30 protein-coding genes and 1 pseudogene are annotated in these 17,506 nt (G+C 56.2%); 12 read left to right on the forward strand and 19 right to left on the reverse strand.

The window, feature by feature from the left end; genetic code table 11:
- Positions 1–84 precede the first annotated feature (84 nt).
- The gene (locus tag ASD70_RS25515; RefSeq protein ID WP_056847742.1) at positions 85–870 is read left to right on the forward strand and encodes a hypothetical protein; all 786 of its coding nucleotides are present in this window, start codon (positions 85–87) and stop codon (positions 868–870) included.
- On the opposite strand, the gene ASD70_RS25520 is transcribed toward ASD70_RS25515, so the two are convergent.
- From ASD70_RS25520 to ASD70_RS25545, 6 genes are all read right to left on the reverse strand, one after another.
- Entirely contained in the window at positions 871–1,203 is a 333-nt protein-coding gene (locus tag ASD70_RS25520) for a hypothetical protein (RefSeq protein ID WP_056847743.1), read from the reverse strand.
- Positions 1,204–1,272: 69 nt separating this feature from the next.
- Positions 1,273–1,758 (reverse strand): hypothetical protein, encoded by a 486-nt coding sequence (locus tag ASD70_RS25525; protein WP_056847744.1) that lies wholly within the window; start codon positions 1,756–1,758, stop codon positions 1,273–1,275.
- Complete coding sequence (locus ASD70_RS25530) at positions 1,751–2,260, reverse strand: HNH endonuclease signature motif containing protein (RefSeq protein WP_201783022.1); 510 nt, start codon at positions 2,258–2,260, stop codon at positions 1,751–1,753. The genes ASD70_RS25525 and ASD70_RS25530 overlap by 8 nt, the downstream gene beginning before the upstream one ends.
- Complete coding sequence (locus tag ASD70_RS25535) at positions 2,257–2,502, reverse strand: hypothetical protein (protein ID WP_056847745.1); 246 nt, start codon at positions 2,500–2,502, stop codon at positions 2,257–2,259. Before ASD70_RS25535 ends, ASD70_RS25530 begins: the two co-directional genes overlap by 4 nt.
- Positions 2,503–2,509: 7 nt before the next feature.
- Entirely contained in the window at positions 2,510–3,073 is a 564-nt protein-coding gene (locus tag ASD70_RS25540; RefSeq protein WP_056847746.1) for a siphovirus Gp157 family protein, read from the reverse strand.
- A complete protein-coding gene (locus ASD70_RS25545; RefSeq protein ID WP_236708744.1) occupies positions 3,070–3,909 on the reverse strand; it encodes a hypothetical protein in 840 nt (279 codons plus the stop codon). Before ASD70_RS25545 ends, ASD70_RS25540 begins: the two co-directional genes overlap by 4 nt.
- A 27-nt stretch (positions 3,910–3,936) precedes the next feature.
- On the opposite strand from ASD70_RS25545, the gene ykgO reads away from it, so the two are divergent.
- The gene (gene ykgO / locus ASD70_RS25550) at positions 3,937–4,092 is read left to right on the forward strand and encodes a type B 50S ribosomal protein L36 (RefSeq protein ID WP_019816741.1); all 156 of its coding nucleotides are present in this window, start codon (positions 3,937–3,939) and stop codon (positions 4,090–4,092) included.
- Between the two features lie 12 nt (positions 4,093–4,104).
- Here ykgO and ASD70_RS25555 read toward each other — a convergent pair whose 3' ends face one another.
- From ASD70_RS25555 to ASD70_RS25580, 8 genes are all read right to left on the reverse strand, one after another.
- Positions 4,105–4,296 (reverse strand): hypothetical protein, encoded by a 192-nt coding sequence (locus ASD70_RS25555; protein WP_056847748.1) that lies wholly within the window; start codon positions 4,294–4,296, stop codon positions 4,105–4,107.
- Entirely contained in the window at positions 4,293–4,484 is a 192-nt protein-coding gene (locus ASD70_RS25560; RefSeq protein ID WP_034136250.1) for a hypothetical protein, read from the reverse strand. Before ASD70_RS25560 ends, ASD70_RS25555 begins: the two co-directional genes overlap by 4 nt.
- The gene (locus tag ASD70_RS25565) at positions 4,481–4,903 is read right to left on the reverse strand and encodes a hypothetical protein (RefSeq protein WP_056847749.1); all 423 of its coding nucleotides are present in this window, start codon (positions 4,901–4,903) and stop codon (positions 4,481–4,483) included. The genes ASD70_RS25560 and ASD70_RS25565 overlap by 4 nt, the downstream gene beginning before the upstream one ends.
- 175 nt (positions 4,904–5,078) lie before the next feature.
- A complete protein-coding gene (locus tag ASD70_RS29005) occupies positions 5,079–5,216 on the reverse strand; it encodes a hypothetical protein (RefSeq protein WP_156382944.1) in 138 nt (45 codons plus the stop codon).
- 354 nt (positions 5,217–5,570) lie between these two features.
- Entirely contained in the window at positions 5,571–5,768 is a 198-nt protein-coding gene (locus tag ASD70_RS25570; RefSeq protein ID WP_056847896.1) for a hypothetical protein, read from the reverse strand.
- A 65-nt stretch (positions 5,769–5,833) separates the two neighbouring features.
- Entirely contained in the window at positions 5,834–6,088 is a 255-nt protein-coding gene (locus ASD70_RS25575) for a hypothetical protein (RefSeq protein WP_056847750.1), read from the reverse strand.
- A 12-nt stretch (positions 6,089–6,100) separates the two neighbouring features.
- Positions 6,101–6,262, reverse strand: coding sequence for a hypothetical protein (locus ASD70_RS29010; RefSeq protein ID WP_156382945.1), 162 nt, complete (start codon positions 6,260–6,262; stop codon positions 6,101–6,103).
- A 447-nt stretch (positions 6,263–6,709) separates the two neighbouring features.
- Complete coding sequence (locus tag ASD70_RS25580) at positions 6,710–6,961, reverse strand: DUF1654 domain-containing protein (RefSeq protein WP_056847751.1); 252 nt, start codon at positions 6,959–6,961, stop codon at positions 6,710–6,712.
- Positions 6,962–7,190: 229 nt separating this feature from the next.
- Here ASD70_RS25580 and ASD70_RS25585 point away from each other — a divergent pair, with 229 nt between their 5' ends.
- On the forward strand, positions 7,191–7,646 hold the full coding sequence (locus ASD70_RS25585; protein WP_056847752.1) for a hypothetical protein: 456 nt from the start codon (positions 7,191–7,193) through the stop codon (positions 7,644–7,646).
- A gap of 67 nt (positions 7,647–7,713) precedes the next feature.
- On the opposite strand, the gene ASD70_RS25590 is transcribed toward ASD70_RS25585, so the two are convergent.
- The 4 genes and pseudogenes from ASD70_RS25590 to ASD70_RS25605 all read right to left on the reverse strand — a co-directional run bounded on the left by ASD70_RS25590 (position 7,714) and on the right by ASD70_RS25605 (position 11,283).
- Positions 7,714–8,127, reverse strand: coding sequence for a hypothetical protein (locus tag ASD70_RS25590; RefSeq protein ID WP_156382946.1), 414 nt, complete (start codon positions 8,125–8,127; stop codon positions 7,714–7,716).
- 70 nt (positions 8,128–8,197) lie between these two features.
- Positions 8,198–8,414, reverse strand: a pseudogene (locus ASD70_RS29670) (hypothetical protein).
- Between the two features lie 411 nt (positions 8,415–8,825).
- Positions 8,826–9,950, reverse strand: coding sequence for a hypothetical protein (locus tag ASD70_RS25600; protein ID WP_056847754.1), 1,125 nt, complete (start codon positions 9,948–9,950; stop codon positions 8,826–8,828).
- Between the two features lie 625 nt (positions 9,951–10,575).
- On the reverse strand, positions 10,576–11,283 hold the full coding sequence (locus tag ASD70_RS25605; protein WP_082561474.1) for a LexA family protein: 708 nt from the start codon (positions 11,281–11,283) through the stop codon (positions 10,576–10,578).
- A gap of 43 nt (positions 11,284–11,326) precedes the next feature.
- Here ASD70_RS25605 and ASD70_RS25610 point away from each other — a divergent pair, with 43 nt between their 5' ends.
- The 9 genes from ASD70_RS25610 to ASD70_RS25650 all read left to right on the forward strand — a co-directional run bounded on the left by ASD70_RS25610 (position 11,327) and on the right by ASD70_RS25650 (position 16,785).
- Positions 11,327–11,554: a helix-turn-helix domain-containing protein gene (locus ASD70_RS25610; RefSeq protein ID WP_056847756.1), complete on the forward strand. Its 228-nt coding sequence runs from the start codon at positions 11,327–11,329 to the stop codon at positions 11,552–11,554.
- Between the two features lie 54 nt (positions 11,555–11,608).
- The gene (locus ASD70_RS25615) at positions 11,609–12,223 is read left to right on the forward strand and encodes a hypothetical protein (RefSeq protein ID WP_056847757.1); all 615 of its coding nucleotides are present in this window, start codon (positions 11,609–11,611) and stop codon (positions 12,221–12,223) included.
- A gap of 69 nt (positions 12,224–12,292) precedes the next feature.
- Complete coding sequence (locus ASD70_RS25620; RefSeq protein WP_056847758.1) at positions 12,293–13,084, forward strand: Rha family transcriptional regulator; 792 nt, start codon at positions 12,293–12,295, stop codon at positions 13,082–13,084.
- The gene (locus tag ASD70_RS25625) at positions 13,081–14,010 is read left to right on the forward strand and encodes a helix-turn-helix domain-containing protein (protein WP_056847759.1); all 930 of its coding nucleotides are present in this window, start codon (positions 13,081–13,083) and stop codon (positions 14,008–14,010) included. The genes ASD70_RS25620 and ASD70_RS25625 overlap by 4 nt, the downstream gene beginning before the upstream one ends.
- Entirely contained in the window at positions 13,997–14,794 is a 798-nt protein-coding gene (locus tag ASD70_RS25630; RefSeq protein ID WP_056847760.1) for a hypothetical protein, read from the forward strand. The genes ASD70_RS25625 and ASD70_RS25630 overlap by 14 nt, the downstream gene beginning before the upstream one ends.
- Before the next feature lie 23 nt (positions 14,795–14,817).
- Positions 14,818–15,306 (forward strand): hypothetical protein, encoded by a 489-nt coding sequence (locus tag ASD70_RS25635; protein ID WP_236708746.1) that lies wholly within the window; start codon positions 14,818–14,820, stop codon positions 15,304–15,306.
- Entirely contained in the window at positions 15,303–15,566 is a 264-nt protein-coding gene (locus ASD70_RS25640) for a hypothetical protein (protein ID WP_056847761.1), read from the forward strand. The genes ASD70_RS25635 and ASD70_RS25640 overlap by 4 nt, the downstream gene beginning before the upstream one ends.
- Complete coding sequence (locus tag ASD70_RS25645; protein ID WP_056847762.1) at positions 15,563–16,207, forward strand: recombination protein NinG; 645 nt, start codon at positions 15,563–15,565, stop codon at positions 16,205–16,207. The genes ASD70_RS25640 and ASD70_RS25645 overlap by 4 nt, the downstream gene beginning before the upstream one ends.
- Positions 16,204–16,785, forward strand: a complete 582-nt coding sequence (locus ASD70_RS25650) for a hypothetical protein (RefSeq protein WP_056847763.1) — start codon at positions 16,204–16,206, stop codon at positions 16,783–16,785. The genes ASD70_RS25645 and ASD70_RS25650 overlap by 4 nt, the downstream gene beginning before the upstream one ends.
- Positions 16,786–16,941: 156 nt before the next feature.
- Here ASD70_RS25650 and ASD70_RS25655 read toward each other — a convergent pair whose 3' ends face one another.
- Positions 16,942–17,358, reverse strand: a complete 417-nt coding sequence (locus tag ASD70_RS25655) for a hypothetical protein (RefSeq protein ID WP_124412343.1) — start codon at positions 17,356–17,358, stop codon at positions 16,942–16,944.
- Positions 17,359–17,506: the final 148 nt, after the last annotated feature.

Below are 17,506 nucleotides of genomic sequence, written 5' to 3' on the forward strand. Positions count from 1 at the left end.
GCGCCGCCCTCCGTGACCGGTGGTGGCAATTTGGTTTGGGTTGGGATAGTTTTCTGAAAATTTAAATTCGAAGAGAGTTGGTTCATGGACGAGAACACGTTGGATGGCGGCGCACAGGTTCTGGCCCAATTCCGGGATTTCATAGATGGGTGCTCGGGCAGAACCAAATGGGCGTCTGTAAATGCGGTTTCTCATATTGAGAAAGCGATTGAGATATCTGCGATCGATCCAATGATGGCCGCGTTTCGGGCAATCTGTGCGGAAGAGGAAGCAGCTACAGCCCTAATATTTTCCCTAAAAGAGCAGAATTATCCAGGATCTTCAAAGTTGTACTTTAGGCATCATGCGCACAAGCACGCGGTAATTTTATTTGTCAGTACAGTCATTCAATGGTTTGGTAATCGAAAAGCACAAGCAGGTGATAATTTCGGCCAGCACCGCATATTCTTCGATCAAGTGGACGGTCGTGTCGGACTGCACTTGGGATTACAGCTCGGAAATTTGGATGTGCAGGTTCAGCCGACGCCTCCACTTCACATAATCATGCAGGGAGAAAGGACGCTTGCTGAAGAATTTCAAGATGAGATGAAGCTTCTCTTAGGATTTGAAAAGATCTCTGAAATTCGCACCCTCATTGAGCAACGTGCGAACTTCAGGAATACCATTCTGTACGCGACACCTGAGGGCGTGCCCAAACCGGCAGGGAACGTAAATACCTTCATTCAAAACCAGGTCGGCATCGTCAACTCTTTGTTTACTGCGCTGGCCCTCATTGACCCGTGGAGGACTCCTAAGTATCCGAACTCTGGAATCGTCACCGTATCCATTGAGGTCTTTTCAGCGCTAATGGAAAGGGTCACGAAAGATTGATCACATGCGTGGCGGGTGTAGGATCACGTCGCCCGGGTCTTTCTGGATGGCGAGCAGGCTTTTATTTCGGAATTCCCGCGCCACGCTTTCCGTAGGTTCGAAAACGTGGCGCGGCGGATTCAGCAGTGGCTGGCACTTTGCCGAACCCAGCGCATGCAGGTGATGAATCATCAGCGTCATCGCCTCGCCTTGCTCAGTAATGCCTGACCACTCCATCAGCTCGGCCAGCGCCTGGCGGGTGCCGGGGCGAACCCTGAGCCTCAATTCCTCTTCGGCAAGTGCCACGCGCTTCCTGGCGGTTTTCGCCGAGCGCTCCTGCACAGTCTTGGCCATGGCCTACCTCTTCTATTCCGCTGGCCGGCAGTGCGAGCCAGGTTTGACGTTTGCGTTGGTGGATGCGAGCTATGCGGCGCATGAGTCGACCTTCACCTGGCGCCAAGCGCCGACCGCTTCGAAGATCCGCGCGGCATGTTCCTCGCCTAGCGACAGGGTGTCGGGGATAGCGATCCAGCCAGAAGCCACCATCTGGCTTTGATTGGCCTGGTCGCGCAGCTTCTTGTAGCAATGCTCGATCACGTCTTCCAGGTGGTCGGAGAGGTAGACGCCATCGGGCGCCACCTCCATCGACTTGCTGTAGCGGTCGCCGAGGGCGTCGATGCAGAGGGCGCTGAGGTAGATCGTCCACCGGTGGGGAATGCCGCACACGGCCTGGCCAGTCTTCCCCGGCGCGATGTTCTTCAGCGACTTGTAATTGATCATGCCCTGGCGGCCGCTGGGGTCGATGTTGACCACGGCGACGTGGTTGGAGACCAGCAGCGAGCGGCACGACCGGGCGATGCGCGCCTGCAGGTTATACGGCTTGCACCGCTTTTTAGGTTTTCTAACCATGACTACGCCTCCCACTATTTTCGTGGTATCCATGCTTCGCCTCGGCTGATTTTCTAGCAGCGACTGCGCTAAGCAGGTCCTTGAAATACCCAAGATTTATGCGCTTGCCGCTGACCGTGATCCTTGCGACCCATCCGTCGGCGCGGGTATGCCGGCGGACTCCGATACAGCCAGAAGCGCTGTCGCAACGAACAGCCCTGTTCCGGTCGTTTTCTTGTTTGGTCACCGCGCGAAGATTGCACCATCGATTGTCGCCGCGAATACCATTTATATGGTCGATTTGATTCTCGGGAAAACTTCCTGTAACCATCAGCCAAGCCAGGCGATGAGCAAGATATTGCTTTACCCGAACCCTAATCATGCGGTAACCGTCACTCCTGACAAACCCGGCGACCTGGCCGATTTTCACTCGACCACACGTCTTAATCTTTCGGGTGAAAATACCGGTTTCAGGATCATAGTTAAGAGCTTCCAGAGCTTGATCCTTGATCAGATCGCTCATAACGCCTCCGCAAGTTTGCGCAGCGCCTTACGCTCAGCCCTTGGAATCGGGGGCTTGCGGCGCTTGAGGATGGTTTCGGGATCGATCTTGGTGGAGCGGGGCGGTGGCAGCGGTTTGCGTGGCGGGCTTGGTAACTGCGCTACGGTTCCGCCAGCGGCCAGGAACTGCGCTGTACGTTCCGCGATTGAATCAACGTGCTGTCGCTGATCCTCGACCAGGCTTAGGTGGTTGCTGACGTACATGGCGACCTCACTTGATTCGGATCGAACTGTCGCCGCGCTCCAAGTGAGCCCAGGTAGGTTCGGGTAGAAGTTCGTGTTCAGCGTCTTCACCGGCTGCCACGCGCTTGCGCACCGCTTCGTTATGCTCGCGGATCTCCTTGAGCTTGGCGGCAATGGCCTTTTTGTCCGGAGCAATGCTCGACTTCACAGTGGTCAGCTCGTCCGGCACCGCATCTTCGTTGTCCACGATCACCCGTTCGCTGCCCATGGCCAGTGTGATGGTGAAGAGCGGACGCTTGATCGACTTGATGTTGGCTGCTTCCATGTTGCGGCGCAGGTAGTCGCTGATCTGCGACACGCTGTTGGATTTGATCCGCTTGAGTTCGGCCAAGCGCTCGATTTCGTTTTCGATGGCTGTCACGTCGCTTTCGATATTGCGGCGCAACATGACGATGTTGTCAGCCTTGATGTTGAAGTCGCCTTGGACCTCGTCCATTGCGTGCTGCAAGGCCTCCTTGAGCCCCTCATCATCGGTGTCGGCCATGGCCTGAAGTTCGGCGAGTTTGCCGGTGAGTGCGTAGAGCTGAGTCATGCTGCTGCCTCCGTACCTTTTTCAAGGTCAACTTTGCGCTCTTCGAATGCTCGAGTGATTCGCGCTATGAAAGTGGGCTCATTGCGGCGAGTTGCCTCGCGAATGTATTTCACGTTCAGAAGCTTGAGTTCGTGTGTAGTGACAGCCTTGCCGATGGTCTCGACCGCGGAAGCAAGCCACTCGACACGCTCTTGTTTTTGGCGAAGTATCTCGGCGTCCTTGTCCTCGGCCTTTTCAAGCTTGAACTCTTCGGTGATGGTGTCGACGTAGGTCGGATCGTCGAACATGCCCATGTAGATGTCGGCGGCAAACCCCAGGGGCTGCAGGCATTTACCGATAGCGTCGGTCAGCGATTTTTTCGCCGCGTCCCAGTCGGTAAGGATTTTTCCCTGCTGCAGGTAGATAAATGGCGTATGGCCGTAGTGCTGAACCGTGCATTTCTGCCCAGCGTTGCCCAAGTACCAAAGTTCGATTTTTACGGTGTGTAGCTTCGCGCAGATCATCGGAGCCTCTGGCCACTCTTTCGTGGGCCCCTGGAGCGGTGCACCTTCGTCAAATCGATCCTCAAGGACGTTCCAACCCCAACCCTCACCACATGGGCCGAAAATTTCGGTCGCCTTGCGCATGAGATAGGTTGGCCTGATCGCAGTGCCCTTAAAACCACCTGCGCCAGTGTATTTTTTAGTCGCATCAGGGTCGGTCGTGTCGACCTGGTCCCAAATTCGCGTGTTTGTGGCCATGAGAAATCCTTGCCGCGACGATCGCAGCAGTGAGTAGGGGGAGGGAAATAAAAGTTGATAAACATTCTTATTCGTATTTAAGATACGTAATAACATTTCAACTCATCGCAAGGAGCCTCACCTATGAAAGTGCTGTCCTCACTCAAAGAAGCTAAAAACCGTCACCGTGACTGCCAGATCGTTATGCGCCGGGGCCGGATCTACGTGATCTGCAAATCCAATCCAAAATTCAAAGCGCGGCAGGGCAGTGCGAAGAACAAGAACAAGGGGAAAGGCTGATCAGTTTGCTTGCTAATCCTGCTGCTGAACCCGGTAGCGCAGGACCTGGAGCACTCGACCGCCGTAGCCAGGTTCTGCGAATTGCTCAACCGGTGGACCGAAGAAACCACGTCGTTCGGCCAGGCTGTAGGCCTCGCGCAGGTTGTGAGCGCTAATATCTTCGAGCTGCTCGTCGATCAGGGATTTAACCGGTGCGGTGCTCATTGAATCTCCTTACGCCGCCGGCTGACATCCAGTAGACGGGCGCTATACCAGTGGAATTCTTCTGCGTTGATGGCGCCCGAAGTAAAGTGTCGGACGATCAAACCCTCGGCTAGGATCTCGTCGAGCGCTGGCTTGTCTGGATCTTCAAGCGCAAACAACGCTTTATCGATCTCAACGTAGGGGCTCACAGTTCGTTGTCCTCGGCCTGGGCGATAAGAGCGTCATCAGCCAAAGGTTGAAGGAGGCGTTCGGCAATCTCGCCGAGCTTCCCAAGTTGGTGGTCACTCCGGCCAAGCAGCTCCAGTGCTTCCGATTTCACCCTCGAACCCGCCATCCCTGCGATCAGTAAGTAGCCCAGGACTGGAGTGTCGACGCCGCAGTCAGCAAGTAGGTTGTTGGCGTACTCATCGACAGCCAGTGCGAACTGGTAGGCCGTGACGCCTTGCTGGGGGTGCAAGTGGCGCTTGAACATCACGCTTCCACCTCTGGCTAGCTCTTCGGCTGCGTTGTACAGCCATTCGCTGCGAGCCAATTGCTGAGAGGTTTCGCTCACCGGAGGCGGCAGTTGTTCGTCGTGCTCAAACTGAGCCTTGCGTAGTGCTGACATGGTCGCCTCCAAAATGGCGGGTTGTTCACCTGTATTCGTCAACACTCATGCCTCCCGCTGGTTGCCGATGGGCGCGGGGGAGGAGTGCTGACGGGTAGAGGCGGGATAAAGAAAGGCCAGTTGGACGCTGGCCTCTCGGATGCAGTAGTTGATTTTGGGGGCGGGACCGTCAGCGTCAGAACGCCGAGAGCCCCGGTCGAGAACGCCAGCGCTCACGATGGAAGCGCAAGTGACCGGTTGGCAGGCCGTCATCAGGTGGCGGTTCTGGCCGCGCATGCCTGAGCGCTGCGCCGATCAGGAACAGTAGGAGCATGGTGATCTCCAGTTGGGGTGTGTGTCGGTCTTTCCCGACTGTCACGGCGCTTGTGCCAGATCAAGGTAGCTCGCCAATACCAGGTTGGCGCTGACCCTGCGCAATGCGGGTTGAACTATTCGCCGAGTGATGCAGGTGGGCGGTTATAGGCCGCAGTTTCGTCCGCATCGGGGTGTAATTTGGTAGGGATTCGAACCCAAAAGAATTACGTCGATTTCGGCAGCGCTACCTAGTCAACCCCACCCCGCACGCAGGGCGCCCCTGATCCGCCGAGGCAAACTCCAAATTACACCCCGATGCGCTCTCATAGAGAGCATCGGGCAGTTAACGACAGGCTGTCGTGGCGTTGGTTGTTTAGACGGCACGTTCCAGCTCGCAGCATTGCTCATAATGAGCCACCGCGATTGGCATGTGGGAGCTATCCAGAGGCCACTTGTTAACTTTGCAGCCTTGACCAGCGGGGCAATGAAACACAAACAGCTCACCCGCCTTTTTGTCCATCTGCATGCTCACTTGGGCGCCGCTTGTGAAGTCGTCTTCGATGATGATCATCTCGTCTTGCTCCGGTTGTTTTCCCAATGACCACCGCTCTGGATGGGCATCAGTGAAAAGGTCCGTCATGCTGCGAACAGCTCTTGCTGGTGTGGTTGAGGCGAACAGCGCTGGAGTCCGGCGCGTATTGCTGACTCCAGCAGTTCGGCGTCTTTCTCAAGCTCAGGGAAGGCCCCGGCAAATTCGCTGACCGCGCTGCGCAGACCGGCGGCCTCACGCTGCATAGTTGGAATCACGATGCTGATCATGTTGCCAATCGTGCGCAGATCAAGGCTGCATTCCCGGCAAAGCCGGATGTAGTCGAGCATGTACTTGGGCATGTGCTTCTCCTCCTATCGGGACACTGCACGGATGGTCGACAGCGGCACCTTGGCGTCGATCATTCGAAACAGGCTGTAAGGAACCGTGCAACCGCTCTGCTTAGCAAGCCGGCATTGTTTGCGGCATTCCTTGTCGGCGGCTTCCTGGTTGTTTGCGCATCTGAACTTCGGCATTTCGTTTACTCCGTTGATTTTCCGGATGACCCTGTCGCCAAGGTCATCGAGGAAATCTGTTCGCCGTGACCCGCTACTGGCGGCCGTCACCGGCTTGAATCAAATGTTCTTCCAACCGCGGGCCTTTCGGCTTGTTCTCCCGCTGGATAACTGTTCTTGGCGCTTTACGCTGCACGCCCGGGTCAGTTGCCAACCCTCTGAACCGTTTAGGCCGGTTCATCGCTGCCTTTGAATCTGGGCCGGTGGTGATCCGGCAAGGGGTATCGCTAAAGAGCGGCGCAGGTTTCGCTGCTGGCCGACATTCTTCATTGCTGGCTTGAGGCGATAATCACAGAGTGTGTTTATTGTGTCAACACGTGATGTGTTTGTATTTTTCATGATTGAATCACGATGTGTGGTATTGATTGGGACGGAGGTAGCAGGAAGCCCGCCTACCGGCGAGCTCATTTAGGAATCGCAGTACTCGCGCCAGCCGATCCTGACAGCGCCGCCCTCCAAATGCTCGATCCTTATGCCAGCGGTGTCGCCGATATCCTGGATGACCTGGTGCCAGGCTTCAGGGCTTTCGTCGTCGCGCTTGGATACTTCGACCAGTTGAATCCTCTGTACCCGAGGAGAGGCGATCAAGCCTTGCAGGCGTCGGCCGACAAGCTCGTAGGAATTTCGTGGTTTTGATGGATAGTAGGGTGCCTGAATCATGCTTCGCTCCTTGCGAAATCTGTATGCATGTACAGTATTGTTGTTGGCATCTTATTGGCAATAGGGTGGCAAGGAGTTTCATGCATAAATGCATAAACCGCTTGGTTGGAGACGCCCTAAGCCCAGAAAAGCCCAGCTCTGTGGCGGGGTGTCTAACTGCCATCATTCGGATACAATGCGCGCCGGCCGAGCATCGGCCAAGCCAATGAAGGCGCTACGGAGTGATGGTATGAAGATGGGAAAGGCGGCGGGAGTCGCAGTGCTTATTGCAATGATTGCCCTGGGCGGCTGCGCTAGCATTGTTAGCGATAGCAAGCCGAAGGTTGGGTTGTACAGCCTTCCGACGAATGCCAACTACGTAATCAAGGACAGTAGTGGAGGTGTGCTGCATAAGGGCGTCACTCCAGGTTCCGCGATTTTGGAGACGAGCAGGGGCTACTTTAAAAGCCAGAGCTACACCGTTACCTTCCAAAAAGACGGCTATGCAGAAACAACTGTCCCTCTAAAGTCGACTGTAAGCGGCTGGTACTGGGGCAACCTGCTTATTGGCGGCTTGATAGGTATGTTGATCGTTGATCCGTTGACAGGTGCCATGTATACGCTTCCAGAAGACGCTACTGGCAAGCTGAGCGCTGTAAGCCTTCCACCTTCTGCACAGCCGCAAGCCTCGGTGACGTCGCAATAATCTACAGGCATGAAAAAGCCCGCGCGCGACGGGCTTCTTTATTAAATTCTCAAGGGTTCGACTTAGTTCAGCCTCTCAAGTTGAAGCCAACTTTTTCGCACTTCACCCGAGCAAATGCCTTTGGGTGTCCACCCACACGAGCGCTATTTGTCTCCATGACTTGATCGCCACGCAGCATGAAAAACCACAATTCTTGCCCCGCATAGCCGCCATAAATATTCTTTGCATTCACGATGACGCACATCCCATACCCGAATCGAAGCCCAAAGATGCCATTCCACATCGGAATAGGGTCACCCAGAAATTGAAACTTTGTTGAATCGGGATCCGGCTGAGTCCGCGCCATATATGCTTTGATCGTACGATCGTAGTCGAATGGATAAGGTCCATAGTCCGGATTTTCAAGCTGCTCTGGAGTGGGCTTTACGCACCCGGTAAGAAGAAGCGAGGCGGCACAAGCAGCGAGCAATTTCTTAAGCATGAGGGTCTCTCTCTGACTGAGCCAGCACCTTAACATTCGTGGCGTACAGCCACTACTGGTGGGCAGGTCATCAATCAGGCCCTTGTGCCCTCACCCTAGCCAACCCCTGCTTGATATGCCCGGTGTTCTCCCCGATCGTCTTCAGCGCACCGCGAACATTGCCGCCAGCCTCGACACTGCCTTGGCTTTCGACGAGCAATGTCAGCTCCATATGTGCCCGCTTCCAGGGCGAGTTGATTCTCGTAGATGCGTTCGAGCATATCGGGAAGGGAGTAGGGGGAAAGCATTGCGTCGTCTCCAATTGAGGGCCTAGATAGCGTAGACCACGGAATTGAAGGTAAAGAAAAGCCCGCGATGGGGGATAGCGGGCTTAAAGGATCTTCACAAGGAGCAGTGGCCACAATAGGCGCTCCCCTGTGAAAAGATCGTGAAAGCACAGATACAAGAAGCCCGGCGCTGAGCCGGGCTTGGGAGATTAACGATGGTATTAGTTATAGGCCCTGGGCAATTCGGCCACTTCACATAAAACCTTGAACCCCTCCCATTCGCTGGGAACTTTGTTTGCCAGATGTCGGAAGTCTTGGCGCAAAAATACTCGTAGAGCGAGGCTGCTCCCCGCGCAAGAAAAAGTGGAAACGCTCACCGCTCCGCTGGGTGCGTCGATCCGAGCGAGCAAATGCTTTGCTGCAGAATATGGATCACGTTCCAAGGTCCGCATGATGTCCTCCTACAAGTTGAACTCCAAGCCTCTCTAGGATTGGACGTATAGGGAGGAAGAAGGTTCGCTGGTTACCAGGGGCAATAGCGTCCTGTCCGCCGGCGAATAGTAGACCAACTGCAGCTCGCTCGCCATTTTCCTTCACTGATACGATCAAGGATCCTGAGTCGCCCCCAGTGGAAAAGGCCTCGCCCTCACCGTGAACAATCCATGTGTTCTCGAACATGATGTGTCCGGTGAAGCTGAACTCCGCAGCGGAACAGGACACCGTGAGCGGGCCCAATTCTCTACCTACAATTTTTCCTCTGGTATGCCCTGTCGTTCTTCCAACTTTCTCGACCAGCATGCCCTCAGTAGGGTCTTCAACGAGCGTTGGCGTGTCGTAGAGCCCGCCCTGCAGCGATGAGACAACTGCGTCGTTCAATATTGTGAATAGGGCCGCATCGGAATTTCGCGCTATATCAATATTGCCTTGGGTCCCTACGTTCATTTCAAGAACCGATTTATGAAGCCCTATAGTGAATGGATGAAGACGACCTGCATCCACGTCAAGCACTCCAGGTGCAAGAATTGGGACGCCAACGGATGAATGGTTGCACAGTCCCGTGACGTGGTTATTGGTCATACCATACATGGTTCCTCCCTCGTCTCTGACGAGGGCTCCAAGCGTCCCGGCCGAGCGCGAGTTACCCGGAGAAATCGATGAGCCGCATGCGTATCTTGACTGTCCTGCTGGGTCAGCTACCACACTGAAGGCTGCGCCCTGAGCCTGACTAGGCATCTTTCCGATCTCGTCCACATCTCCCTGCGTGTATGCAATTCCACAGCCGTGAATGGTTGTTGGGAGCGTCTTCAAGTCTTTGTTGTAAACCTTCTTTTTGGTGTAAAGATAAATGCACCGCGCGCGCTCGTTGTAAGCGATGGTTAAAAGCATCTTTTGCCTGAGTAGAGCTTCAATCTCTACCGAGGCAATTATAGGCTCCACACCTCCGGTCAGGTTAGCCTCAATGGATCCAGGAAAAGCGGCAATTAGGCCTTTCTCGACAGCCCATTTTCGGATTGCACTTGCAACATAAAGTGTGGACGACGCATCTTTGACTTCCATGTTTCCTCCCCAGGAATGAATGCTCAATCCTTGTCGTAGACTCAGCTTAAGAGCCAAAGAAATTGGCTAACGATTTTTATATATTATTTATTCTATTACAGCGCTTTGAAGCATCCTCCGCACCAAACTACGCGCCTACTCGGGATTGCTTCGGCTTATTTGCCCCCCATTTGTACCATCGGAATGACCTGAAATTCACTCAGGTGTTGCGCTGGCTGCGTTTAGGGCTCGTAGTGCAAGAACATTCCTTTACCGGCAGCGTTTTTTGCAGCGATCAGAGCCCTGGCTGCAAGAGCTGTGGTTTCACCATGACTGTACTCATAGCTTGGAGGCAGAACCAGTACGCTGGTCCACGAAGGATCTCCATCGATTAGCAGGGGTAGTTCGTGGCATTGCAGCTGATTTCCATCAGGTCTCGGGCCTAATACCTTTCTGAGCGAATCTGCAAGGGCTGAAGCCCCTGGACGATGATGGTGATTAGCTACGGCAATGCCATAAGCGCTCAAAGCGCTAGCTATCTGGGGCAGCCTTGACTCTTCATTCAATACCGCGACTACAGGCATATCGCACTCCTTGCAAAAAACTCGAAAATCTCTAAGTGCCGGACTCTAAATCGCGGACTTTCTCAGTAAAACTTCTGCAACGCCTGCACAACCACGCCCACGATCCGGCAGTTCTCGTCGACAGCCTCGATGGGGTAGCTCGGGTTCAGCGGTTTCAGGAACAGCCGCCCGCCATCGCTGACCAGCTTCTTGAATGTCGCTTCGTTGCTGTCTGGCAGCTTGGCAACGACCAGCTTACCTGGTGCAACTTCAGCCTCAGTGTCCACAAGGATCAGCGTGCCTTCGGTGATGCTCTGGCCGGCGGGTGCCGTCATCGAGTCACCTTTCACCTTCAGCCAAAACGCGGTGCCCTTGGAGTCGTACTCCGAGAACTCATAGCTGTCCGAGAATCCAGCTGGGTATGGCTCAACGGCCTCCGCCCAGGCGCCGGCGGCGACCCAGCTGATTACTGGGTAGCGGAATGATTTGGTGGGTTGGGCGGCGATTGAAATATTCGAGGGGCTTTCGCCAGGCAAAAGCAGCGCTGCCGGATCGATTTTCAGTTCATGGGCAATCTTGGCGATATCGTCAAGGTTTGGCTCCCGAGCATCTTTTTCATAGTTTCCTATGCGCGATTGGGATTTCCACCCGCACGCCTTTGCTAAGGCAGCCTGAGAAAGCCCTGCTTTTTCTCTGTAGTGAGCGATGCGCGATCCGAGTGTCTTCATGGATCGAATTTTAATCACGGAGTGAAATAAATTCCGCACACTTATTGTGTTTGCCAATAACACGCTATGTGTTTATCCTTGGTTTAATGACCGCAGGAGCAATGCAATGAACCTCATAGCAGAGTTTCGTGAGGAGGCCGGAATCACCCAGGCAGCCTTGCACCGAAAGCTCAACTGGAAGCAGTCGCGGCTCGCTAACTACGAGTCGGGGGCACGCCCATTGAAGCTTGAAGATGCCCGGAAGATCGTCCAGGCGCTGAATGAATTAGGTGCGAAATGCACTTTGGATCGCGTTTTTCCGCAGCAATCTTCTACGGATGTTCGGGCCGCCTAAGCGACATCCCTGTCCGCCGTTCCATTGAAGCCAGATTAGAAGAGAGTAGTCCCCATGCATACGTCCAGTTCCAGACACACCGTACAAACCCGTGATCAGGTACTGGTCGCCCACGCTGCAAATCAGATCGCGCGCACCAGCTTGAGCCAGGACGACTTCGCTCAGGCTTTGAGCCGCGAACTGCACCTGTCGTGCCCGGATAAGGCCATCGCCAAAGAGGTGCCGGACTTCACCGCGCTTACCTTTCAGAACGACGTGTCCGACTTTGTGAAGGCGACCGGCCGCTGGCTCAAGCGTGTTCAGCGCTGGCTGTCCGGCGATCAAGAAATGCCTTCCTGGCTGGAAGAGTCGTGGGTCAACGCCCTTGAGCCTGAGTTCCGCGACCACTGTGTGAACGAACTGGCGAGCCGCCATGGCCTCACCGGTGCCCGCCAGATGACTAGCGACCAATGCGCGAACAAAAGCTTCGGTGCGCTGATCCGCGCGCTGGGCGATGTGATCGACACCGGCAGCGAAGTGTTCGACGACCAGGTGATGTGCGAACTGGATTTGCCGCACTTGCCAGCATTCGCCAAGCAGTGCCGCCAGGTTGAAGCGAAGGCGGGGGAGCTGGGGCGTCGTGCGGAGCAGTTGCTCGCTGGGGCGCGGCCACTGAAATCCATCGCCTGAATTCCAGGCACAAAAAAGCCGACGTACGAGGTCGGCTTTTTCTACAGCAGTAAACAACTGGAGCGAATCATGCACCAACACACCGAATCGATCAATAGCCCCACCAATCTCGCGCCACGTTTTTCGCAATCGCAAAACGTGGCGCGGACAATGTCATCTCGGGAAATCGCCGATCTGGTCGAGGCCCGGCACAACGATGTCATCACCACCATCGAACGCCTTTTTGCCAAAGGGCTTTTACGATCAGATCGTAAAACTCGGCGTGAAGCCACCGGCGGCCGCCCGATCGATGTCTACGACCTGACCGAGCGTGACACGCATCTGGTTGTGGCTGGCTACAGCGACGAGCACCGCGCACGAGTTATCGACCGCTGGCAGGAACTGGAGGGGCAGGTTGCGCAACCACAACAGCTCTCCACCATGGACATCCTGCAGATCGCAATGGAGTCTGAAAAGGCCCGCTTGATGCTCACCGCCCAGGTCGAGCAGCAGGCCACGAAGATCCATTCCTTGGAAAACTTGTTCAAGGAAGGCATGACCCACACCCAGTTCTGCAAGGGCCTCAATGGGGTCAACGTCATGCAGGTGGGTAATTACCTGGAAGCCCGAAGCTGGCTCTATAACGAGAGCAAGTCCGGGACCCGTCACCGCGTTGGCTCGTACGCCCGCGACAAGTACATGACCGAGCACCAGGTCGAAGTCACCCCGCACGGCAAAGACCCGTTTATCTCCTACACGCCCGTTCTGCTGAAGAAGGGCGCCGCACGCCTGTACGACCTGTACCTGGCCGGCGAGCTGCCCATGAAGAAGACTTGGGATGGCCTGTTCACCCACGATAAAGCAGTGCGAGGTGCCGCGTGAGCATGGGCCTTATGGTCGCCGCGATGAAACTTCGCGTCGGCAATCCATTGCGCAAGCTTGTGCTGATCAAGCTGGCCGACAACGCCAGCGACGTAGGCGAGTGCTGGCCGTCTTATCAGCACATCGCCGATCAGTGCGAGATCAGCAAGCGCTCTGTCATGAACCACATCACAGCCTTGTGTGACGCGGGATTGCTGCGCAAGGAAATCCGAAAGGGTGGCCCGAAGGGGAACTCATCGAACGTTTACTTCCTCACCCTCGACGGTGATGGTGCACCTCCTGCACCAGGGGTAGTGCAGAAGATTCACCCGGGTAGTGCAGCATCTTCACCCCCTAGTGAATCTCCTGCACCAGGGGGTAGTGCAGCACCTGCACCCAGAATCAGTAACTCTCTTGAACCAGTCATAGAACCGATCATTGAACCAATTGCACCCCCGGCTCCCGCCGAGGTCGTAGCGGCTCAGTCCCGCGGCTTAGTGCTGGTCGTTGATCGCACCGACACTCCACGGGTTGAAATCCCCGCCGACATGCCGGGCCCCAAAGACCAGGCCTGCAAAACCTTCAAGGTCTGGGCGAACTACGCCATGGCTTACCGCAAACGCTACAGCGCCTGGCCTGTGTGGAATGCCAAGGTAGGCGGCCAACTCGGCCAACTGGTCGACCGCCTGGGCGCTGACGTAGCCCACCACGTTGCCGCCCACTTCCTGAAAACCAGCGACGCCGCTGTGCTGCGCAAGTGCCACAGCCTCAACGAGCTGCTGGCCAACGCCGAGAGCTACCACACCCAGTGGGTGACCGGGCAGCGCATCAACGGCACGACAGCCCGCCAGATGGAGCGGACAGAGGCGAACCACTCCGCAGCGGAGCAGGCCGCCCAGATGGTTCTGGCCAAACGCCAAGCAGGTGACCGCAATGAATACCTCTGAAATGAACGACCAGCAGGTCGCCGGGCTGGCCGCAGCCATCTGTGCGACGGCCGAGGCCATGGGGCAGGAAATGAACCCAGGCACTGCCGCAATGATGGCCGAAGATCTTTGCGCCTACCCGGTGCCGGTCGTCAAAGCCGCGTTGAAGGCCTGCCGCTTTGAGGTGAAGGGCAAGCTGGCTATGGCCGACATTCTGCAACGCGTCCAGTCCTCCGATGGCCGCCCCGGCAAGGACGAGGCCTGGGCCATCGCCATGACCACCAACGACGAATTTGAAACCGTGGTGCTGACCGATGAAATCCAACTGGCCCTGGCTGCTGCGAAACCCATCTTGGATGGCGGCGACAAGATCGGTGCGCGCATGGCGTTCATCGATGCCTACCAACGGTTCGTGGGCCAGGCCCGCGAGGATGCGAAGTCGGTCAACTGGCACGTGTCCGTGGGCTTCGACGCCAACCGCCGTATCCAGGCTGTCGCCAAGGCGGTGGAGTTGAAGCGTATCCCGCGCGAACACGGCCAGAAATATTTGGCTGACCTGAGCGTTGACCCGGTCACTGAGGACGGCCGCGCCATCGCTGGCTTGCTCACCGGAACCGTCACCCAGCCAAAGCCGCTGCTGCGCGCAAAGCTTGAGATCGTGAAGAGCTCGATGCTGGAAATGCGGAAGGTCAGCGAGGAGCGGAAGCTCGAAATTCGGATTGACGCTGCCAATGATTTGGCGGATCGCCGGGCGCTACTGATCAAGCAGGCCCAGGAACTGGAAGCCAAGAGGGCGGCGCAATGACCAAGCCAGCGAAGCCGCGCCCAATGCCCGTTTACCTAGTTCTGCGCCGCTTGGTAGATCCCGCCACCGGCAAGGAGGTGGCCGCGTTCGTGCCGTCCTCCGACGCGGACCGCTCGATCCTGCGAGAGCGTGATTTTCGGATCAACACGAAGATCCGCGCCGACCTCAAGCAGCCGCGCAACCCACGGTTCAACGGTTTGGTCCATGGACTGGGCCGGGTGCTGAGCCAGAACATCGATCGGTTTTCCGGCAAGCAGTCCCACGACGCCATCAAGGCCCTGCAACTGGAGTCAGGCGTGTACTGCGACGAGGAAGCGTTCGACATTCCTGGGCTGGGCCAGCTCACCCGCAAGACACCCCGCAGCCTTTCCTACGATTCGATGGGGGAGGAGACATTCCAAGACTTTTGGCGCCAGTGCTGCGCGTACCTGGTGCTGCATGACTGGCCGACGCTCACGGAAGAGCGCCTGACCGAAATGGCCGAGTTCGAAGCATTCAAGGAGGCCGCATGAGCCGTAACTTCAAGCCGGGCGACCTGGCCCTAACCCTTGCACCTATAGGCGATGAAGCCCCAGCTGGCTGCGAGGTCGAATTACTCAAATTTTTCCATGAAGGCTCTGACGCAAAATATCAGGGTATCGAGTTTGTGGCCGAGTGGGATCTTTGGGTGGTGAGGCTGCATGGGCGATTAGCTGCGTTTGGTGTCCACCACCTGATGCCCCTTCGCGGCGACTTCACCCATGAGCAGCAGAAAGCCAAGGAGGCTGTATGACGATTGAGCGGAAGCAGCCCAAGCCGAAGAAATGCCGCGTTGCTACGTGCAGGGCCTTATTCGTCCCTTCGCGGATGGGGCAGGCGGTGTGCAGTCCGGCCTGCGCGATGGTCGACGCGCCCAGGCATGAGCCGAAGGCACGCAAGGCGCTGGCCGACATCGAGCGCAAGGACATCAAGGTCCGCAAGGAGGCCCTGAAAAGTCGCGCCGACCACATGAAGGATTCCGAGAAGGCTGTGCGGGACTACCGGCGAACCTACGAGCTGAGCATCGGCAGCGGCTGTATGAGCTGCGGCCTGAGCCAGGAAGAAATCCGCGCAGCGCAGGGCTGGAAGACTGGCGGGGCATTCGACGCAGGTCATTTCCTCGGTAAGGGCGCCCGGCCAGAGCTGCGGCTGGTGCCGAACAACATCTGGTTGCAGTGCAAGAGTTGTAATGCCGGGTCGTCCAAGTACGCCCGAAAGGGCCAAACGGTTTCGCAGGCCTTCCGGGAAGGGCTGATCGCCCGCATAGGCCTGGAGGCTGTCGAGGCGCTCGAAGCCGACCACACGCCACGCAAAGAGACCGTAGAGCAACTGAAAGCCATCACCGCCGAATACCGGGCAAAGACCAGAGAACTCAAGAAGGGGCAGGCAGCATGAAGATCAACTCAGCGCGCCAGGCTTGGCATGACTGCAATTACAACCCAGCCCCCGGCCAGACCTCTGATGTCGTCCAGCTCGGGGTGGTGGTGCAGAACACCGAGCGCGGTCCAACGGCAAACCACGCGGTGCACGGGGCGTTGGCTGGGCATATCCAGTCTGCAATCGCCCGACTACACCCGCAGATCCGCGTATTCGGTGACTTCATGTACGCCGCCGAGCAGAGCGCCGACATCCGTGAGGCGGCGGAAGAGGTCGTGTTCCTGTTGGTGGAGAACCGGTCTCCGCGCATGACCGCGGCCAAGCGCGAGAAGCTGGAATTCGTGGTCAAGGGCGTGCTGCGTCGGTATCAGCATATGCACCAGGGCGGGCAGTCGTCCAACGAAGACCCGCTGGCCAATGCCGAGAAGTTCCGGGCCTGGATGTGGCAGGTCTACGAAGTGCGCCTGGAGTCGTGTAACTGGGAGCGGGATTGGGGTGGCGTGCTGCAACTGATCTTCGAGTGCTGCGAGGATCTGGATCGGCGAGCATTGAGCCCCATTGCGGCGGTAATTTACGAAATGCGCGAGGCCGCATGAGGGCCTATTGCGTTCCCGTGCGGCTGGTGATACCTTATCGCCACTGTTAGAGTTTTGCCTTCGGCAACTTACTCCCAGATAATCCAACGAAACCCGGCCAATGTGCCGGGTTTTTTGTTTATGGATTTTGTCTTTTAGGTAAGGCATCAAGCTTAATTAATCATCGGGATCATCTTCAGGCTGTTCCTTTATTGGGAACAATATTGGTTGCGATGAAAACCATTCCATCTCGGCGAGAGCGTCCGACTGATCTGGAAACTTAAGAATTGTGGTGGTAAGACCTTGGCGCTTGCCTTCTGAGTGATCTGGCTTGCTTGCTCTTTGCAGATATTCTATTACCGAACCGGCTTGTAAGGAGAAGTCATCGGCGTTGCTTAGACTGAATCCGGATTCGTGAACAAGCTTATTTCGCTCCGCTGCGATCTTTTTGATTGACCAGGCGATCTCTGATGGCAAAAGGTGCTCGACAGATCGACATTTCTCGGTCAGCCCACGGCCTTCAGATCCGATAGCGTTGAGCAAATTCTCTATTTTTTTAGTTGCTTCCAGAACCAGGGCGTACTGGTCACTCATGGTTTTCATCCGTATTAGCAAGGCGGAACGCATTGGCGTGTCTATCTATGCAAGACTGATCGTGGGTAACATTCCACAATGCCATCACGCCCAGCATCTGTCAATTTCGCAGAATTCCGTTAAAACCTGACAACTACTACAAGGCCCG

The sequence above is a fragment of the Pseudomonas sp. Root569 genome (assembly GCF_001427465.1).
Lineage (GTDB): Bacteria > Pseudomonadota > Gammaproteobacteria > Pseudomonadales > Pseudomonadaceae > Aquipseudomonas > Aquipseudomonas synxantha.